Raw genomic sequence first — 17,650 nt, forward strand, 5'->3', positions numbered from 1 at the left:
GCCTAAAGCTGTTGATTGACAAAGCTCATCATTTTGTCGACAGCGGATATGACTTTCGAGTTCATCTCATAGACACGCTGCGCTTCAATCATGTTGACCAACTCTTCCGTCACATTCACGTTAGAGGTTTCGAGCATAGATTGACGAACATCGCCAAAGCCATCCAAACCAGGTACCCCCTCTTGAGGGTCACCACTAGCGCCAGTTGGCAAGTAGAGGTTTTGCCCAATCGGTTCTAAACCGCCTGGATTGATAAAGTTGGTGGTGGTGATTTGTCCAACCACTTGGTTTTCCACTTGTCCTGGAATTCGCACTGACACTTCGCCATCGGTTCCGACAGTAATGCTGGTCGCGTTTTCAGGGATCACGATTTCTGGTTCAAGCAAGTAGCCAGCACCAGAGGTAACAATAGCCCCCTCAGAGTTAATGGTGAACTGGCCGTTACGTGTATAACCAATGTTGCCATCCGGCATTAGGACTTGGAAAAAACCGTCGCCTTCAATCATCATATCTAGACTGTTGGTTGTGGTTTGCACGTTACCGTTAGTGTGGACTTTTTGGGTTGCCACCACTTTGGAACCGGCACCAAGCATCAAGCCACTCGGTAATTCAGTATTCTGAGAAGATTGGCCACCAGGCTGATTAATATTTTGATAGAACAAGTCTTCAAATACTGCACGACTCTTTTTAAAGCCAACCGTAGAGGCGTTCGCCAAGTTGTTAGATATGGTCGAAATGTTGGTTTGTTGGGCGTCTAACCCGGTTTTACTAACCCATAGAGCAGGATGCATATCTAGTTACCTCCAACCATTAGCTCATTCGCAGCAGCGAATCGGACGATTTGTCCATTTCTTCTGCTGTACTCATCATTTTGACCTGCATTTCAAACTGGCGTTGCAAGTCGATTAAACTGGTCATTTCCCCAATCGCATTCACGTTACTGCCTTCGATAGCACCAGTAAGCAACTTCACATCGCCGACGGCTTCAAATTCAGTATTGGGGTTTTTCGAACGAAATAGTCCGTTCACGTCTTTGTACAATTCTTGATTGTCGACTCGAGTCAGTTTTATCCGGTCTACCACTTCAATGGCGTCAGCTGGGGCGCCCTGTGGCACAACTGAAATCGTGCCGTCATTACCAATTTCGATTTTGCTAAGCGGTATTGGCAAAGTAATTGGGGCGTTCGCCTCACCTAGTACAAGTTGGTCTTTACCATTTACCAGCAGTCCATTGGCATTGACTTTCAAATTGCCGTTTCGTGTTAAGCCTTCTGTACCGGACTGATCAAGTACCGAAATCCAACCATCGCCTTGAATCGTGACATCAAGATCTCGTCCTGTAGTAATCACATTACCTTGAGCAAAGCTGTGCCCTGGGCGCTCAGTCATGCTAAACACACGGCTAGGCAACCCTTGACCATAAGCCTGCATCGAGCGGGCGTGCTCTAGGTCGGCTCTAAAACCTGTGGTTGAGACGTTAGCTAGGTTGTTGGCTCTGAGCTGCATTGCTTGCATGTTTTGCTTAGCGCCGCTCATTGCGAGAAATAATGCACGATCCATAACTGACTCCTGACAATCGCATAAGGGGTTATAAGCAATTGACGTGCCAAGTGTCTATATTTTTGATTTTATGGGTTAAAACTAAATTCAGGTAAGGAAATGAAGTCTTTAAATAGAATGGAAGTGGCCACCGGAGCTGCATAGTGTTGCCGCTTGCCGATGGCCAATTCGAACCGCTAAGACAGGAATTAGCGGATTTGCAGGATGTTTTGTTGTGTTTGGTTATGTACTTCAAGTGAACGAGAGTTCGCTTGGAAGTTTCGCTGAGCGGTAATCAAGTCCACCAGCTCTTGGGTCATATCGATGTTGGACTGCTCTAACGTACCACTGCTGATACTACCGAAAGAACCTTTGTTAGATTCACCCCAGATCTTGTCACCCGAGTGCTGAGTTGCATCCCACTGGGTTCCGCCTTTTTTATCCAAACCTTGTTCATTGTATACACGAACCAGAGCAATTCGGCCTAATTGGATATTTTCACCATTTGAGTAGGTACCCAATACTGACCCGTTTTCGTCGAAGTCAACTTTGGTCAAGAAACCTGTGGTTGCACCATCTTCATCAAACTTGGTCAATTCAAATGGAGCGGCAAACTGGGTTGCTGAGTTTAGGTTGAAATTCAATGTCTGGTTTGCATCTGCACCGTTAAGGTCAATCCCTGCGACACCCAAAGTATCAGACAAAATTGGGTTGCCAGAGTTAAGGCTTGCCAAAGTACCGTCATTGTTGAAGCGCATGGTATGACCAACCTGAGGTGCTGGCGCATTCGGGTTATTAGAAATCGCGTCACCGCCAGTGATATTCAGCGGTTTTTCACCATCACGGTCAGTTACCGTGTAGTAAGTTTGCCACGTGTTCGCTTGGGTTTGATCTTTCAAGTAGTACGTTGTCAGCTTATATGACTGCCCCATGGAGTCATATATCGTCGATGACGTCGAGCGGTTGTAAGTCTCTGGGTCTGAGAAATCAAACAAGTTTGGATCTTTTAGATCGCCATTCGCTGGAAGGTTCACCCCAACTTCAATGTTGGCCGTTTGCTTTGGCTTACCAAACTCAGCAGGAATTTGAATTGGCTGAGGTTCATAAGACAAAACATCTCCGGTGTCAGCATTAACGGCGTAACCCAATAGGAACTCATCGCTCGCAGTAACCATGTAGTTGTCTTTGTTTAGGTGGAACGCACCATTACGCGTCAACTCACTGGTCTGTGGTATGAGTCTGTCTTTAGCAACAGCAAAGAAACCAGTACCAGCGATACGCAAGTCCATTGGGTTATTGGTATAAATACTGGAACCTTCGTGGAACTGTTGCGCGACTTGCGATGCTTGAACACCTTGTCCTGGAGTCGTTTTGGCTTGTGTAAAGAGCGAGTTCGAGTAAACATCGCCAAACTCTGCACGCGACTCTTTGAAACCAAAGGTATTGGCGTTCGCAATATTGTTACTGGTTGTATTCAGATCTAACTGAGCTGCGGACAATCCGCTGAGAGCTATATATGACATACCTATATCTCCTATCTAGCTAGCGTCACACTGGACTTTGCCAACTTATGCTTTGCCAACTTCAAGTACTTCCGCTAGTCGAACCGGTGATTCAAAACCAGCCAGATTGAGCAGTACATTACCGTCTCCCTTACCGAGCAATACGCTGTTTACGTTTGCGTAAGTTGAGACTTCAAATTCTTTGTTTTCACCATTGAGCAAACCAGAGGCTCTAACCTTGTATTTGCCACCCGGCAATGGGTTACCGTTTGCGTCTTTACCGTCCCACTGGATTCGGTTATCGCCGGCTGGTGTTGCACCCATATCAAAAGTGCGCACTAATTGCCCTGCCGCGGTTTCGATGCGAACCATAAGGTTATCGAGCTGCTGAGGAAGCTTAACCATGGCGGCCATACCCTTACCTTCCGCTTTAATGCCAGCGGCGCCCGGAACAAGAACATCTCTACCTACTAGCGACGAAGCTTGAAGTGCTTGGTTTGATGTCATTGACGAATTCAACGATTCAAACTGAGTGTTCATTTTTCCGATGCCATCTACAGTGGCGAAAGATGCCATCTGAGCGATCATCTGGTCATTACTGACAGGTTTAAACGGATCCTGTTGAGAAAGCTGCTTGGTCAGCAAAGACAAAAAGTCTTCCTGTTTCAAGTCCTGCTTACCCGTGGTCTCGTTGGGTTTGGCTTTGTCTTGGAGCTGCTTTAGCTGCTCAATGTAGGACAAGCCATTTTGACCAACATTATCGATACCGGCCATGTGTTAACTCCTTATCCTACTTACCCATTTGTAAGGTGCGCATCAGCATTTGCTTACTTGCGTCGGCCACCTGTACGTTTGTTTGGTATGAGCGTGATGCAGAAATCATGTTTGCCATTTCTTCCATAACATTCACATTCGGTTTGTAGATGTAACCTTCATCATTCGCCAAGGGATGATCTGGGTTGAACTCAGCCGTTAGTGGCTTATCGCTTTCAACAATCCCTAAAACTTTCACTGGAACAGTGTGGTCACGGTTATATTTGGCTTTACTTAGCTCAGCACCAAATACTGCGTGGCGCGCTTTATAAGTATCTTTGGCAGAACTTGAAATACTGTCGGCATTCGCTAGGTTACTAGAAGTCGTGTTTAGACGAACGGATTCCGCACTCATCGCAGAACCGGTTACATTAAATACATTAAATAAGCTCATCTAACTTACTCCTACTCGCTCAACAGCTTGATTATTCTACTTATTGCCCTTTTAGCGCTTTGGTTAAATTCTTGAATTTACTACCCAAAAAATCTAACGACGCTTGATGACGCAGTTGATTTTGCATAAACAAGTTACGCTCAAGATCTACGTCAACCGTGTTGCCATCACCGGTATCCGGTTGAGTTGGCAAACGATATTGCATTTCTCCCGTCGCATTTGCCGTGGCAGGAATGTGCCGTTCATTGGTTCTGTTAAGACCAAACGAAGCATTCGTGGTTGCCATCTGCAGAGCTCTTTGAAAGTCCATTCCTTTTGATTTAAAGCCTGGTGTATTTGCTTGTGCGATATTGGTGGATATCACCTCAGCATTGCGCTCACGCAGCCCTACTGTGTGCTGATGAATACCTAACGCTTTGTCAAAAGAAATAGCCATGTGAACCTCAATACTGAAAGAAATGACCGCTTGTAAAATATAAAAGCAATATGTGTACCAAGTTTTAGTTGCCGCTTTTATTTGATTCTTAATTCGATCTCATAAAAGGTTCAGCAACAAACGTACCAATCACCTAAAAAGAATTAAGCAGACAAAAGAGAGATAGGAGTAACTCTTAAGTCAGCGGATTGTACCGTCCTAAATAAGGTTGACACATTCCCAACATGAAATTGGAGAGTGTCATGAAATCAACAAGTAAACGAACCCAGCGAGATTATTCTCTTGCCTTTAAATTGGCGGTTGTTGACCAAGTAGAAAAAGGAGAAATGACCTATATACAAGCCCAAGAGCGATATGGAATCCAAGGTCGGTCCACGGTCTTGGTTTGGCTTCGTAAGCACGGTCGTCTAAATTGGTCTAAAGGAATAGAGAAACCAAACACAGTAGGTAATGATATGTCTGATTCTCCTTCTGCTCATACTCCTGAACAACGAATAAAAGAACTCGAACAACAACTTGAGGAAACTCAACTGAAAGCGGACTTCTTTGAAGCGGTCGTAAAAGTCATGGATAGAGATTTTGGAGTTCGAATCTCAAAGAAGCGCAAAGCCGAGTTATTAAGGAAAAAACGCTCAAAAGACTCACAGTGACGAAAGCTTGTCAGTTTATTGGCATTACTCGGCAGGCATTTTATAAACGTTGTACGTCAGAGCGTCAGCGAATTCGGAAAGAGCAGTCTGTCATTGGGTTCGTCAAAGAGCAACGGATTCAACATCCTCGCTTGGGAACTCGCAAGCTCAAACACTTACTCAGTCAACATAACATTGATGTAGGACGGGACCATTTGTTCTGTTTGCTAAAACAACACCGTCTATTGGTCCCCAATCGTAGGGCTTATCATCGAACAACCAACAGCCATCATCGGTTTCACTGCCATCCAAACTGCATCAAAGAAGGCATGGTTCCAACGAAACCGGAGCAGCTGTGGGTCGCTGATATTACTTACTTGGCAACGCAAACAGGAAATACCTATCTCAGTTTAATCACCGATGCCTACTCAAGGAAGATAGTTGGGTATCATCTCGATGACAATATGAAGACACAAACAGTGAAGCGCGCGTTCCTGAAGGCCTTGAAAAATCGACGCTACGAGGGTGAGCTTATTCATCACTCTGATAGAGGTATTCAATACTGCGCTGAGGAATATCAGTCATTACACAGAAAATATCATGTGAGGTGCTCTATGACAGATGGATATGATTGTTATCAAAACGCTCTAGCAGAAAGAGTGAACGGCATCTTAAAGATGGAGTACTTACTGAGTAAGCCGAATGACTTGAATGAAGCAAAGAAAATGGTTGCCGAGTCGGTAAAACTCTATAATGAACAGAGACCACATACAGCTTTAAATTACAAAACGCCCGATGAAGTTCACCGAGCGTTTTAACCAAAAGTGTCAACCTATATCAGGACGGGACAGATATTCTGCGAAGGTGAGCCAACAGTATAGAGCAGCGTTAACCAAACGCAAAAAGACCCGAATGCTCGGGCCTAAAACTACTTTATATTGAGGGGCGGTGTTATTTAAGTTTGTAAATAATACCGGGATTACAGCGTACCATTTCAAAGCGATCCGTCAGCCCAGTTAAAGACTCCGACGCACCAAGTAGCAAATAGCCGCCAGGATTTAGTGAGTTGGCCATTTGATTAAGTACTTGCGATTTCATATCTGGAGAAAAGTAAATCAACACGTTTCGACAAAATATAATGTCGAACTTGCCCAACAAGGCATAGCTCTCCATTAAGTTTTGCGGCCTGAAATTGACCAAGCGCTTTGCCGTGTCTTTGATTTTCATTCTGCCGTCACCGACATCCTCAAAAAAAGCACGACGACGCTCCGGAGATAAACCACGTCCTAGAGCTAAGTTGTCGTAGATGCCTTGTTTACACATGTCGAGCATGCTGGCAGAAATGTCAGTCGCAGTGATTGACACACTTGGCAGCATTCCAGGCTTCTTCTGCTGTAACTCAAGAATGGTCATGGCCATCGAATACGGTTCTTGGCCAGAAGAGCTGGCAGCTGACCAAATTTTTATTGGACGTTTGTTCGCCGCCAATTCTGGCAATAGGCGTTCGGCAAGAACAGTAAACGGATAGGTGTCACGAAACCACAAGGTTTCGTTAGTGGTCATGGCATCAACCGCAGCAACACGCAGCTCTCGGTCTCGTCCTGATGACACAGTTCTAAGCAAATCCGATAAGGAATTTTGCTTAAATTTAGTCACCAAAGGACTCAAGCGACTTCGCACTAAGTATTGCTTACTGTCACCCAAAACAATCCCACACTGAGATTCCAGGAAGCGGCAAAAATCTTTATATTCTTGATCGCTGATCGATATTGTTGTCATCGACTTCTCTTATTCTACTAACGCCGCTTTTACCGCATTACCAAGCTCATCTGGATTGAACTTGGCGATGAAGGAGTTTGCTCCAACACGCTCAACCATTGCTTGGTTAAACACACCACTCAATGAAGAGTGAAGAATAACATAAAGATCTTTCAAATCTGCATGGCGGCGAATTTCCGCCGTTAGGGTGTACCCATCCATCTCGGGCATTTCGATATCTGAAATCACCAGAGAAATTTGCTCGTAAATGCTGCCTTCTTGCTGCATTTCCACCAACTTGTCATAAGCTTCTTTGCCGTCTTTCACTGAAATAACTTCAAAGCCTAAGTTGGTGATGGCTCTTTCGATCTGTTTTCTCGCAACCGTCGAGTCGTCGGCAATCAAAATACGACGAACAATTTCTTTCTCTTCTTCCACCTTGCGAATTTCTTCGCCGATAGAGTCATCCATGGTTTCATCAAGCGGCGCGATTTCTGCAAGGATCTTTTCAACGTCGAGAATCTCAACCAGTTCGTTGTCGATATTGGTAACAGCAGTGAGGTAGTTCGCTTTGCCTGAACCCTCTGGTGGCGGCAAAATTGCTTCCCAATGCATATTGATGATTCGTTCGACAGACGTCACGAGGAAAGCTTGAATGGTTCGGTTAAACTCAGCGATAACCACAAAACACTTTTCAACGTCTGTTGTTGGTCGACCGCCAATCGCCAAACTCAAATCGATCACTGACACGGTATGGCCACGTATGTGGGCAACACCTTTTACTAGTCGGTGTAAATTTGGCATGGATGTAAGCGTCGGGCACTGCAGTACCTCTTTAACTTTAAATACGTTAATGCCGTATCGTTGGCGTCCCATTAGGCGGAAAGTCAACAGTTCCAATCGGTTTTGACCGACGAGTTGTGTACGCTGATTCACAGAATCAAGGATACCCGTCATATGCTTATCTCCATTCAAACTTTTTTTTATAAAAATGGTAGTCTACTTCAGGCAATCAAAAAACAAGGTCAAAGAATGAAGAGTCGTCAATCAATCTTAGGACTGTTTTCCATCATTAATTGTAGAGCTATCTGGTTACTTTTTTTTAAATGTATCGGTTTTTTCTTGTTTTTCTTTAGCCAGCACGCTCTTTCAGCCAGTGCAGAGCAAATTTCTGTAGTCCAGAATGCCGCTGAACAATACGTTTTGACGGTAATTCCCGCCCCGGAAGGCGGTACGCTTGAAGTCAATGCGGCCAATATTGATTCACGAGTTTTCGTCACAGATTGCCCAGAAAACTTAGAAACTTCATCAAATTCTAGCAGCTTAAATGCAAGCAGTATGACGGTATTAGTGCGTTGCCAAGCTGACAACTGGAGACTTTACGTACCAGTGCGTATTACTCGTACCGGCCCTCAAGTGACACTAGCTCGACCATTAAACCGTGGACAAATCGTTACCGAACAGGACATTACTATTAGTATGGTAGACTTGCATCGTTCAAGGCGGCAAGGCTTTTCCACAATAAATTCTGTTATTGGTGCCAAAGCCAAAAGAAATTTGAGAGAAGGTGAAATCATTGAAACACGCGATATTTGCGTGGTTTGCCGAGGTGAATCGGTCATCATTAAGGCTGTGAAACAAGGAATGGTTATCTCGACCAAAGGTGAAGCCCTTTCAGACGGGTCACATGGTGAGCAAATAAGAGTGAAAAATAGTAAATCCAATCGTATAATTGAAGGACGTGTATCTGGAATATCTGAAGTTACCGTGTTTTTCTAAATGAAATTGTACAAAAAACAGCTAAAGAAAATCACAAGCCAGTCGATACGTTCAGTACAAGAACCCAATTAAGCTAGATAAGGCAATCATGGCAGGCATAGATAACATTCGTTCAGGGCAAACGATGACCACATCGACCAAAAGCTCTGCTCGAAGAGACACCCAAGAAGCCAGTAAGGCGACCAGCTCACAGAGTAATGCTAGCGTTCAACAAGACGCCGTTTCTCTGAGCTCGCAAGGTAAGGCAATCGGTGAAATGCACTCTCAAATGGCAACTCAACCCAGTTTTGATCAAGCAAAAGTGGACGCTATAAAAGCCGCTATCGCTAACGGCTCTTACACCGTTGATCCTGAAAAACTGGCTGACAATATGATCAAATTCGAAAAAGACCTCGGCGGTATCTAGTCATTTTTTCTGAGGTAACGAATGGCTGATCTGAAGTCTTTACTTGAAGCCCAATTGAAAGCAGCTCACTCGCTGATGTCTATTCTCGAACGAGAAAAGTCTGCCATCACTCAACGAGTCGCGAAAGACATCGAGCAAGTTGCTAACGAAAAAGTCCAGATCATCGTTCAAATTCAGTCTACCGATAACGAAATCAAGCAGCACCCAGATGTTGAACTGCTCACTTCCAGCTCTGAACTTGCTGAGCTAACCCTTTCTATTCAAGACAAGATTTCTGATTGTCAGCTGGCCAACCAAGCTAATGGTGAAGCGCTAGAACGCGCTCAGCTAAGCCTCAACAAACTTAAAAACATGATGCAACAAAGCCAAGGTAAACTAGGCATGACCTATGGTGCTGACGGCAATACTCGAAATGTGACTACTTTGGGTACCAATCTCAAAGCATAACCCTCCAACCAAAACATCGTGATTCGAACCATTTCTCAAAAATGAACCAACAAAGGTTAACTATCTTGCAACCTTAATAGAACTAAAGTTTGATTGTATTAACAATAACAAAACACAACAAACGTTATGGCTGTTGCTCATTTTTATACAGGAAGTTATTCAAGGCCGCTTGGGGCTATTGAAGGCAAAGGAATCGGACTTAGCAGTTTTCAACTCGACCTCAATGATGGAAAAATTACTCCTCATCTTTACGATTTACCACTAGCCAACCCGTCTTACCTAGTCCAACAAGATAAAGTCTTAGTGACGATAAATGAAGTTGACCAAATCGATAAACCAGGACTGCATCTGTTTAAGCGTCATGATGACCATTCGTTATCTCAATTGGATGTTGCCGATATTGGTGGAAGCTATCCGTGTCACCTCGCAATATCACCCGACGGGCAATGGATAGCCACGGCCAGTTATGGGTGCGGTGGATTTGATTTATATCGTGTGAATCCTGATTCATCGCTTGAACATGTTTGTCAGATCAAGAATGCTTCGCCACAAAGCTTGCACCCAAGACAGGATGGCCCGCATGCACATTTTGTTCAATTCAATAAAAAATCAAACCAACTAATCACCGTCGATCTCGGTACTGATACGATCAGCTTTTACCATATAACGCAAAATCAACTCTCTAAGGACAATGCTTACCACTTAACGCTTCCAGAAGGTTCAGGTCCCAGACATTTGGTATTTAGTAAAGATGAAACTCAATTGTTTGTCTTGTGTGAGCTAACTGAGCAGATTCTGCACCTGAGTTACATCAACAACGAATGGCAATTGATAGACAGTGTTAGCCCATATTCTGGACAACATTCGAGTGAAGCCGCAGCGGCAATTCGTCTCAATAATGAAGGTAACATGCTATACGTTAGCGGACGTGGCCATTCGGAAATTGTGTGTGTATCACTAGAGAACAAGATGTCAGTGGTTCAAACAATTGCGCTAGATGACAAAAACCCACGAGATTTTGCATTGAGTCCTTGCGGGAGTTGGTTGGTCGTCGCCCATCAAGACTCTCATAGTGTATCTAGCTATCGTTTAGATCGCGTTTCTGGCAAATGTACTTATTCAGGTTTCTCTGTAGAAACCGGCAACCCGGTTTGCGTAAGCTTTTCACCAGACTAATACCTCACCAGATTAAAAAGCTGCATGAAGCAAAAAGCGACCGATTTTGGTCGCTTTTTCTTTAAGAGATGAGAGCTTGATTTCTAGAGGTAGCGCGTTTCTTAAAACAAGGTACGCTGACGCTTTTCCGGTACTTGTTGAATCTCACCGTAATCACGCAGACGGTACATTTTGTCCAAATCGAGTCGCAGTTCAGTCACATAGCTGTCTCCCACTTTATAGCTACGAACCACTTGTGCTCCGCGAATAACACCATCAACTGCACCAGTTGTAAGTTCCGTTCCCAAACGCTGATCTTCAAGCTCAGCACGTCCACTCACACGCATCCCGTAGATTTGCTCGGCCAATTCTCTGTACGCGTCAATTTTTGATGCTCGCATAGCGCGAACTTGCTTCTCTTCTTCGTCACGGCCTTTTTGTTCACTGATATTTGCGTAACCAACGGCCGTTAACCACTCATTCGTCTTCATCGTATGAAGAGGCTGACACCCCACCATCACAAACGCCACTGCGATTAAAATCCAAGTTTTCATAGCGAGCTCCTAAGGTCTTAAAATGACAGTGTAAGGTTGAGAAATACTTGGGTCCGAACGAATCAGAACGCCATCCTCAGTGCGCATGTTATTGAGTGTATCCAAGTCACGACCAATTCGATCTGCTGGCAAGAAGGCTTGAGCAGATGCCACGACGACACGAGTTTGCATTCCGACAACTCTCGCGTTAACGAGCACCCCGCCCTCTTGGCGTAACATGGTTCCGGTTAATACATATTGGATGTCTTGCTCTTGAGCCAGATCTTTCCAATCTCGACTATACGCAAAGTCACCTTGCTGAGTTACCTGAATAGTACCCGTGGTTTTGAAATCCACCACCTTGAACCCACGACGTTGAAACTGGTGAATAAACCCTTCCGATACCGAGTTACCCAACCAATTAGTCGCATCCATATTCTGCAGGTCAACAAACGACGTTACCGCAATTGGAGTTCGAGCTGACACACTGGTGTTTGATACCATCAACTCTTCCGTCATGCTCTCAACAAAAAAGTCAAGAGTATGACGCGGGTTCTCTATTAACATAAACTGAGAACCGCTATAAGGTTCTTTACCGTTGTATATCGGCGAATAGGTACATGCCGTCAAAAGTAAGGCAGGCACTAGGGAAAGCCATCGTTTCATCTCTCAATCTCCCAACACGCTTGGCAGTTAAACCATTCCGCGTTTTTACATATATTGGAACGGTCTTTGCTTTAGTAGAATTGTCACATTCAAAAGCTTTGCCGAAATCAACTAAGTAAAAACGAAGCAAAAAGCATACCCACTTGGTGAAAACGATGAAAAAAACATGGCTATGGAAACTGTTTGGATTGTTGCTAATCGCTGTATCGACCAGCGTTTCAGCTCAATGGTATGAAGTCATGGGTCGAGCGGCCATTGTCTCTTCTGAAAAGGTGGCCAGAGTACATGCTCTTGAAGATGCCTTATATAAGGCGATTCAATTTTCTGGCGCAGATATCGGTAGCATTAGCAACTTAAAACCTTATCTCGAAGCGGAACGCGCCGAATATCAGTTCACCAATCATGAAGTTCGTTATCTTATCGTCGATGAAATGGACGAATACGATGGCGCTATCGTGGTCAAAGCACGAATTGATATTTACCCTTCGGCAAGGGGTTGCCACGTTGACCAGTATAAAAAGACATTTTTGATCGGCAATATTGAGTTAGATTCTCCGCAACAAGCGGTAATGGGACAAATCTACAAACTTGGAGATGACTTCTCAGAGGTCATTAACCGACAGTTAGATGAAGAATCCACCAGCTTTGTCTCAGTGGGAACAACCGACTATGAAATCAGTAAAGATTACCCAGAGCGCTTAAAAATGATTGCCAGCGATACTGGCGCGCAATACATCCTGGGCGGCAAAATCACTGATCTTACGGCAACACTTGAGCAAGGCTTTCTTTCTGATGACATAATTAATCGACAGTTCGCCATGGAGCTGTCGGTATACGATGGTAAAACAGGTAACGAAGTCTATAACGAGAACTACCGTGAAGTTGCGAAATGGCCGTTCCCAAAAACCAGTAAAGTGGATACTCGCAGTGCGCGTTTTTGGGCGTCGACCTATGGAGAAATGCTACTGCGTGTTAGCCGAGATGTTATGCTAGACCTCGAATCTCAAGTGTCTTGCAAAATCACCCTGCCGGAAATTGTCGCCAAATGGAACAACGTTTACACCATGGATCTAGGGCGAATGCATGGGGTGCAAGAAGGTGACAAATTAAAGCTATGGCACACAGGCTCGTTTATTGATCAAAAAGGGTTACCGCGTAATAAAGTGACTGAATCGGCAATCACCATGACAGTCACTCGCGTCTACGAAAACGAAGCAGAACTAAAACCAGACCAAGTGGAGCTCGCCAACAGTATTCAAATTGGTGATGTGATGCATAAACTCATGGTTAGGTAACCAATTTTTCTAGACTCACTGAGATTCAGTCTAAGTTTCAATAAGTTACCAATTGACTATCAATATGGGCTTAGACTAATCTCAAGTGATACCAAGTTACTATACAAATCACTTTCCAAATTAACGCATCTAAAACGCTCCCATGGCACAGCTGGATAGCGCGGCCCCCTCCTAAGGGGCAGGTCGTAGGTTCGAATCCTACTGGGAGCGCCATTTCTTTCACTTTTTCACTCGTTTAATCACACACTTCTCTTTGTGATTTTTATCGCAAAACCGTACCAAAACAAACTTAGTTCGAAATCTAACTATTGACCAATAGTTAGGTGTTGAATTACATTTTAGTTCGAAGGTTAACTAACTTAGGGAAAAGACAATGGAAAGGCGCAAATTCATAAAGATTCTTGGCGGTGGAGTAGTTGTTGCTGCAGCCGCTTCCGTTGGAACATTTTTATCAACTCGCACGCCAACCGCCGCTTTACAGCCATGGGAACAAGCAGGAAATGATTACCGAGAAACTATTAAGTTTGCATTGTCATACGCAATCTTGGCTCCAAACCCACATAACCGACAAGCTTGGCTTGTTGATATCCACTCATCCGATGAAATCACCTTATATGCGGACCTTGATCGACTACTGCCAAACACGGACCCCTTTAGTCGCCAAATCACTATCGGATACGGTTGTTTCCTTGAGTTGCTAGATCTCGCTGCGCAGCAGCGTGGCTTTAAAACCGAAGTGACTATGTTCCCCAATGGTTCAAATACCAAACAGCTAACAACAGACCCCATTGCTCATGTGCGTTTTGTACCCACCACAAAACCCGCTGATCCGCTGTTTAATTGGGCCATGCAACGTCGTTCAAACAAACAAGCCTTTGATATGAGCAAACCCGTTTCGGCAGAGGCCATCACAACACTTAAAAACATAACAACTCATGGAACCGCTATTGATGCCACCAACAACCCACAGGAAGTTGAAGCTCTGCGAGTACTCACTAACCAAGCGCTAATAGTTGAAACCGAAACACCTCGAACACACAAAGAAAGTGTCGACCTGATGCGAATTGGAAAGAAAGAAATTGAAGCCAACCCAGATGGTATTCACCTTGGCGGCCCTTTCCTAGAAAGCTTGGCATTATTGGGACAACTGGATCGCAAGCAGATGTTAGACCCGACCTCAAGTGCTTACGCTCAAGGACTGTCATTCGCCCTACAAGGTCCAGATACGGCAATGGGACACGTGTGGTTGGTTAGTCCAGGTAACAGTCGAGTCGATCAAATTAATGCCGGTCGTGATTGGTTAAGACTGAACTTAACTACAACCCAGCTTGGATTAGGGTTACATCCATTAAGTCAAGCACTGCAAGAATACCAAGAAATGGCTTCGCTTTATCAAGATGTTCATAGCCGTCTCGCTCCCAATGGTGGAACGGTACAGATGCTAGGGCGTATTGGCTATGGTAAAGTCATTCCTAGAAGTCCACGTTGGCCATTAGAAAGTAAAATTATCCGCTCATGAGTGAACAACCACAAGATATTCAACTATTTCAGTTCTTTAACGAAGTTGGCATTATTTCTCAATTAAGCACCAACTTAATGAACCGAATATTACCTGATGGATTGTCAGCCTCTCACTTCAGTGTCTTAAATCATATGGTAAGGCTGGGAGATGGTTCAACACCGTTAGATTTGGCAAGAGCTTTTCAAGTCACCAAGCCGACAATGACGCATACCTTGCAGGTTTTGTCGAAAAAAGGTTACGTCACGTTAAGCCCTAATCCAAAAGATGCGCGTTCGAAGTTGGTCTATTTAACCGAAGAAGGCATAAATTACCGCAACTCAGCCATTGTTATTGTGGTTGAGCACATGTCAAAAATAGCCAAAGACATGGATGTAAACAGTGTTGTTGAGACCATTCCTGCTTTACAGAGCGTTAGAAAAATCCTTGATGAAAATCGTTAGTACCCTTAGGTAACGGTTATTCATTAACCAATCTTAACCCTTTGTATAATTGTTATTAATCTGAGTTGAGCTAGAGTTGTTTTACTGAACGAAACCAACTCCCCTTAAGTTTGGAATCCAACAGTACGCATCGGGTTACCCCCTAACTCATGTGGAAGGCTCGCCCTAGTCAAGCGAGCCTTTATTTCACCTTGATCTGCGTTGTTAGCCAGAGAAAAAACCAAACATTAAGTAACCTTAATCTTCTAATCCCGCGAATTTGCTTTAAAACAGAGAACTCCCTAGCACTTTTGGTTACTATTCCATGCGTTACAAAGCGTTAGGGTATGAATATGAAAATTCTCATCATAGAAGACGACACAACCACAAGAGAATTTGTAGCCAAAGGTCTTAAAGAGCACGGTTACGCTGTAGATGAAGCAGAAGACGGCAAAACCGGACTGATGATGGCGCTGAGTTCTGAGTATGAACTGGTGATACTTGACCGAATGCTTCCCTATCTAGATGGTATGAAAGTGCTCGCGGCCATAAAAGCCAGTGATGAATCTCTTCCTGTTCTTATCCTGAGTGCAATGGACAGTGTCAGTGACAGAGTAGATGGTCTTCAAGCTGGTAGTGATGACTACTTGATCAAACCTTTTGCCCTTGCAGAACTGATCGCGCGAGTTGATATCATCATCAATCGTTCAAAAAAAGTCAGCCCCTCACAGACGCAAATGAGCTATGACTGCTTGGACTTAGACTTAAAAGCGCACCGCGTTACCTGTAACGGCAAAGAGCTCACCCTGCAGCCTAAAGAATTTCAACTTTTACAGTACTTTATCGAACACTGTGAGCAAGTTGTCTCTCGTATGCGTCTGTTCGAGGCTATCTGGAGTTATCACTTTGATCCCAAGACCAACGTGATTGATGTACATGTTGCAAACCTGCGCAGAAAACTTGAAGAGGTAGGCTGTACCCAACTACTTCATACTGTGCGTGGGGCAGGTTATGTTCTTCGCCGATAACTATGGCCTGACTCGCTCGTCAGTATTTCGAACTCTGCTTTCATTAGTTTTAGTCATCACCTTGGTCAATATTGTTTTTATTGGCCAAGTGTTTGTGGACTCAGAAGATTTCCATCGCCAACAACTTGAAGAGCAGCTCAATGATGAACTGATGGAATTTCGATACGCCGCATCGATGAGCCCTTATGACGTTCAGCAATTGCTAAGGACCAAACAAGCAGCCAATACGCCCTTTACCTACTTACTTACCGAGTTACCAGAAGTCGCGACGAGCCAAACTTATCCAGCATTAAATCGGCCACGTCAGTGGAATCGATTAACGGTGACTTCAACTCAAGAACTCGAAATTCAGATTAGCGATGAAATGCTGCAAGCCTATCGTAAGTCAATTTTCCCGATCGTGTTTTCAGGCGTGATTTTTCCTAGCATGGTTCTGTTAATGGTCACATTATTGTTTACCATTGCCGTCTTGAGAAAATTGGAACGGGTAAACCAAGCGATGAACCGCGTACTTTGCGGAGAACGCGACGTAAAACTGCCTGTGTCTACCCAAGATGACGAGTTTGATATTCTGGCCATACACCTCAATTACATGATTGAGGAAATGAATAAAAATGAAAAATCCCTACAATCCTTAACCACAGGCTTGGCGCATGACATGCGAACGCCTATGGCTCGCTTAAAGCTTCGGCTCGAAGATGTGCTCTCAAAACCAAATCTAGATCCAGAATCAGAAAAGCAATTTAATGCGTGCTATGAAGAGCTTGAATTATTGCTATCACTATTCAACAGTATGTTAGAAATCGCCAAGTTAAACAGCGGCCATCAGTTGATTGGAGCTGACCAGATTGAGCTGGGTTTAATAGCCAGAGATGCCATCGAGTTCTTACACCCCATCGCTGAACAAAAACAGCAGAGTCTAACATTGAGAATAGACCAAGAATGTATCCTCAATGGTGATAAATCATTGATGTTTAGAGCTATTTTTAACTTGGTGGAAAATGCAGTTAAATACACCCCTAAACACGGCTCAATTGAAGTGATATGTGATCAATACGGTATTGTTGTCGCTGACTCAGGTATTGGCATTAGTCAGCAAGACAAATTACATGTGACTAAACCCATGTATCGAGCAGACAAAAGTCGGACCGAGTATGGCAACGGTCTTGGTCTTTCACTCGTGGCAGCAGTAGTCAAAAGACACAATGCAGAGTTAGTATTAAAAGATAACAATCCCGGACTCAGAGCTCGAATTCTGCTCTCACCTTAGCCCTATCCTGCTTCTTAGCTACTATCCGCGCTAGACTCTCAGGCAGTTATTGATAAAAT

General features: G+C 44.2%; 20 protein-coding genes and 1 tRNA gene. 11 read left to right on the forward strand and 10 right to left on the reverse strand.

Annotated features, from left to right (window positions below; genetic code table 11):
- Positions 1–2: 2 nt before the first annotated feature.
- From flgG to flgB, 6 genes are all read right to left on the reverse strand, one after another.
- Positions 3–791: a flagellar basal-body rod protein FlgG gene (gene flgG / locus ACXAFJ_RS09775; RefSeq protein WP_475323081.1), complete on the reverse strand. Its 789-nt coding sequence runs from the start codon at positions 789–791 to the stop codon at positions 3–5.
- Between the two features lie 19 nt (positions 792–810).
- Positions 811–1,560: a flagellar basal body rod protein FlgF gene (locus tag ACXAFJ_RS09780; protein WP_475323083.1), complete on the reverse strand. Its 750-nt coding sequence runs from the start codon at positions 1,558–1,560 to the stop codon at positions 811–813.
- Between the two features lie 188 nt (positions 1,561–1,748).
- A complete protein-coding gene (gene flgE / locus ACXAFJ_RS09785) occupies positions 1,749–3,062 on the reverse strand; it encodes a flagellar hook protein FlgE (protein WP_475323084.1) in 1,314 nt (437 codons plus the stop codon).
- A gap of 45 nt (positions 3,063–3,107) precedes the next feature.
- The gene (gene flgD, locus ACXAFJ_RS09790; RefSeq protein ID WP_475323086.1) at positions 3,108–3,815 is read right to left on the reverse strand and encodes a flagellar hook assembly protein FlgD; all 708 of its coding nucleotides are present in this window, start codon (positions 3,813–3,815) and stop codon (positions 3,108–3,110) included.
- A 16-nt stretch (positions 3,816–3,831) separates the two neighbouring features.
- Positions 3,832–4,248 (reverse strand): flagellar basal body rod protein FlgC, encoded by a 417-nt coding sequence (gene flgC / locus ACXAFJ_RS09795; RefSeq protein WP_475323087.1) that lies wholly within the window; start codon positions 4,246–4,248, stop codon positions 3,832–3,834.
- A 40-nt stretch (positions 4,249–4,288) separates the two neighbouring features.
- Positions 4,289–4,684 (reverse strand): flagellar basal body rod protein FlgB, encoded by a 396-nt coding sequence (gene flgB, locus ACXAFJ_RS09800; RefSeq protein ID WP_475323088.1) that lies wholly within the window; start codon positions 4,682–4,684, stop codon positions 4,289–4,291.
- Positions 4,685–4,926: 242 nt separating this feature from the next.
- Here flgB and ACXAFJ_RS09805 point away from each other — a divergent pair.
- A protein-coding gene (locus ACXAFJ_RS09805) for an IS3 family transposase (protein ID WP_475321218.1) occupies positions 4,927–6,131 on the forward strand; the annotation gives its coding sequence in 2 pieces (ribosomal slippage) (positions 4,927–5,314 and positions 5,314–6,131; 1,206 coding nt in all).
- A gap of 133 nt (positions 6,132–6,264) precedes the next feature.
- On the opposite strand, the gene ACXAFJ_RS09810 is transcribed toward ACXAFJ_RS09805, so the two are convergent.
- Together ACXAFJ_RS09810 and ACXAFJ_RS09815 are read right to left on the reverse strand one after the other, a co-directional pair.
- Positions 6,265–7,092 (reverse strand): protein-glutamate O-methyltransferase, encoded by an 828-nt coding sequence (locus tag ACXAFJ_RS09810; protein WP_475323090.1) that lies wholly within the window; start codon positions 7,090–7,092, stop codon positions 6,265–6,267.
- 9 nt (positions 7,093–7,101) lie between these two features.
- Complete coding sequence (locus ACXAFJ_RS09815; protein WP_475323091.1) at positions 7,102–8,028, reverse strand: chemotaxis protein; 927 nt, start codon at positions 8,026–8,028, stop codon at positions 7,102–7,104.
- Between the two features lie 75 nt (positions 8,029–8,103).
- Here ACXAFJ_RS09815 and flgA point away from each other — a divergent pair, with 75 nt between their 5' ends.
- From flgA to ACXAFJ_RS09835, 4 genes are all read left to right on the forward strand, one after another.
- Positions 8,104–8,850, forward strand: coding sequence for a flagellar basal body P-ring formation chaperone FlgA (gene flgA / locus ACXAFJ_RS09820; protein WP_475323092.1), 747 nt, complete (start codon positions 8,104–8,106; stop codon positions 8,848–8,850).
- Between the two features lie 88 nt (positions 8,851–8,938).
- A complete protein-coding gene (gene flgM, locus ACXAFJ_RS09825; RefSeq protein WP_475323094.1) occupies positions 8,939–9,256 on the forward strand; it encodes a flagellar biosynthesis anti-sigma factor FlgM in 318 nt (105 codons plus the stop codon).
- Between the two features lie 21 nt (positions 9,257–9,277).
- Positions 9,278–9,703 (forward strand): flagella synthesis protein FlgN, encoded by a 426-nt coding sequence (locus ACXAFJ_RS09830; RefSeq protein ID WP_475323096.1) that lies wholly within the window; start codon positions 9,278–9,280, stop codon positions 9,701–9,703.
- 126 nt (positions 9,704–9,829) lie between these two features.
- Positions 9,830–10,879 (forward strand): lactonase family protein, encoded by a 1,050-nt coding sequence (locus tag ACXAFJ_RS09835; RefSeq protein ID WP_475323098.1) that lies wholly within the window; start codon positions 9,830–9,832, stop codon positions 10,877–10,879.
- Between the two features lie 101 nt (positions 10,880–10,980).
- Here ACXAFJ_RS09835 and flgP read toward each other — a convergent pair whose 3' ends face one another.
- Positions 10,981–11,412 (reverse strand): flagellar assembly lipoprotein FlgP, encoded by a 432-nt coding sequence (flgP, locus tag ACXAFJ_RS09840; RefSeq protein WP_475323099.1) that lies wholly within the window; start codon positions 11,410–11,412, stop codon positions 10,981–10,983.
- Positions 11,413–11,421: 9 nt separating this feature from the next.
- Positions 11,422–12,057 carry a FlgO family outer membrane protein gene (locus ACXAFJ_RS09845; protein ID WP_475323100.1) on the reverse strand — a complete coding sequence of 212 codons (636 nt, stop codon included), beginning with the start codon at positions 12,055–12,057 and terminating at the stop codon, positions 11,422–11,424.
- 155 nt (positions 12,058–12,212) lie between these two features.
- Here ACXAFJ_RS09845 and ACXAFJ_RS09850 point away from each other — a divergent pair, with 155 nt between their 5' ends.
- The 6 genes from ACXAFJ_RS09850 (at position 12,213) to ACXAFJ_RS09875 (ending at position 17,591) form a co-directional block, all read left to right on the forward strand.
- Positions 12,213–13,352 carry a flagellar assembly protein FlgT gene (locus ACXAFJ_RS09850; protein ID WP_475323102.1) on the forward strand — a complete coding sequence of 380 codons (1,140 nt, stop codon included), beginning with the start codon at positions 12,213–12,215 and terminating at the stop codon, positions 13,350–13,352.
- 136 nt (positions 13,353–13,488) lie between these two features.
- A tRNA-Arg gene (locus ACXAFJ_RS09855) sits at positions 13,489–13,565 on the forward strand.
- Between the two features lie 160 nt (positions 13,566–13,725).
- Positions 13,726–14,871, forward strand: coding sequence for an Acg family FMN-binding oxidoreductase (locus ACXAFJ_RS09860; RefSeq protein ID WP_475323103.1), 1,146 nt, complete (start codon positions 13,726–13,728; stop codon positions 14,869–14,871).
- Positions 14,868–15,314 carry a MarR family winged helix-turn-helix transcriptional regulator gene (locus ACXAFJ_RS09865; RefSeq protein WP_475323104.1) on the forward strand — a complete coding sequence of 149 codons (447 nt, stop codon included), beginning with the start codon at positions 14,868–14,870 and terminating at the stop codon, positions 15,312–15,314. The genes ACXAFJ_RS09860 and ACXAFJ_RS09865 overlap by 4 nt, the downstream gene beginning before the upstream one ends.
- A gap of 332 nt (positions 15,315–15,646) precedes the next feature.
- Positions 15,647–16,321 (forward strand): response regulator transcription factor, encoded by a 675-nt coding sequence (locus tag ACXAFJ_RS09870; RefSeq protein ID WP_475323105.1) that lies wholly within the window; start codon positions 15,647–15,649, stop codon positions 16,319–16,321.
- A complete protein-coding gene (locus ACXAFJ_RS09875; protein ID WP_475323107.1) occupies positions 16,305–17,591 on the forward strand; it encodes a sensor histidine kinase in 1,287 nt (428 codons plus the stop codon). Before ACXAFJ_RS09870 ends, ACXAFJ_RS09875 begins: the two co-directional genes overlap by 17 nt.
- Positions 17,592–17,650: the final 59 nt, after the last annotated feature.

This window comes from Vibrio sp. ABH4_348 (assembly GCF_056159765.1).

What these genes read in the sequence shown, in the direction of transcription:
- flgC (WP_475323087.1), bottom strand. Translation starts at nt 4,248, where the DNA reads ATGAGCTTATTTAATGTATTTAATGTAACCGGTTCTGCGATGAGTGCG.
- flgM (WP_475323094.1), top strand. Translation starts at nt 8,939, where the DNA reads ATGGCAGGCATAGATAACATTCGTTCAGGGCAAACGATGACCACATCG.
- ACXAFJ_RS09810 (WP_475323090.1), bottom strand. Translation starts at nt 7,092, where the DNA reads ATGACAACAATATCGATCAGCGATCAAGAATATAAAGATTTTTGCCGC.
- ACXAFJ_RS09875 (WP_475323107.1), top strand. Translation starts at nt 16,305, where the DNA reads ATGTTCTTCGCCGATAACTATGGCCTGACTCGCTCGTCAGTATTTCGA.
- ACXAFJ_RS09870 (WP_475323105.1), top strand. Translation starts at nt 15,647, where the DNA reads ATGAAAATTCTCATCATAGAAGACGACACAACCACAAGAGAATTTGTA.
- ACXAFJ_RS09865 (WP_475323104.1), top strand. Translation starts at nt 14,868, where the DNA reads ATGAGTGAACAACCACAAGATATTCAACTATTTCAGTTCTTTAACGAA.
- ACXAFJ_RS09860 (WP_475323103.1), top strand. Translation starts at nt 13,726, where the DNA reads ATGGAAAGGCGCAAATTCATAAAGATTCTTGGCGGTGGAGTAGTTGTT.
- flgE (WP_475323084.1), bottom strand. Translation starts at nt 3,062, where the DNA reads ATGTCATATATAGCTCTCAGCGGATTGTCCGCAGCTCAGTTAGATCTG.
- ACXAFJ_RS09830 (WP_475323096.1), top strand. Translation starts at nt 9,278, where the DNA reads ATGGCTGATCTGAAGTCTTTACTTGAAGCCCAATTGAAAGCAGCTCAC.
- flgD (WP_475323086.1), bottom strand. Translation starts at nt 3,815, where the DNA reads ATGGCCGGTATCGATAATGTTGGTCAAAATGGCTTGTCCTACATTGAG.
- ACXAFJ_RS09850 (WP_475323102.1), top strand. Translation starts at nt 12,213, where the DNA reads ATGAAAAAAACATGGCTATGGAAACTGTTTGGATTGTTGCTAATCGCT.
- flgA (WP_475323092.1), top strand. Translation starts at nt 8,104, where the DNA reads ATGAAGAGTCGTCAATCAATCTTAGGACTGTTTTCCATCATTAATTGT.
- ACXAFJ_RS09845 (WP_475323100.1), bottom strand. Translation starts at nt 12,057, where the DNA reads ATGAAACGATGGCTTTCCCTAGTGCCTGCCTTACTTTTGACGGCATGT.
- ACXAFJ_RS09835 (WP_475323098.1), top strand. Translation starts at nt 9,830, where the DNA reads ATGGCTGTTGCTCATTTTTATACAGGAAGTTATTCAAGGCCGCTTGGG.
- ACXAFJ_RS09815 (WP_475323091.1), bottom strand. Translation starts at nt 8,028, where the DNA reads ATGACGGGTATCCTTGATTCTGTGAATCAGCGTACACAACTCGTCGGT.
- flgB (WP_475323088.1), bottom strand. Translation starts at nt 4,684, where the DNA reads ATGGCTATTTCTTTTGACAAAGCGTTAGGTATTCATCAGCACACAGTA.
- ACXAFJ_RS09780 (WP_475323083.1), bottom strand. Translation starts at nt 1,560, where the DNA reads ATGGATCGTGCATTATTTCTCGCAATGAGCGGCGCTAAGCAAAACATG.
- flgP (WP_475323099.1), bottom strand. Translation starts at nt 11,412, where the DNA reads ATGAAAACTTGGATTTTAATCGCAGTGGCGTTTGTGATGGTGGGGTGT.
- flgG (WP_475323081.1), bottom strand. Translation starts at nt 791, where the DNA reads ATGCATCCTGCTCTATGGGTTAGTAAAACCGGGTTAGACGCCCAACAA.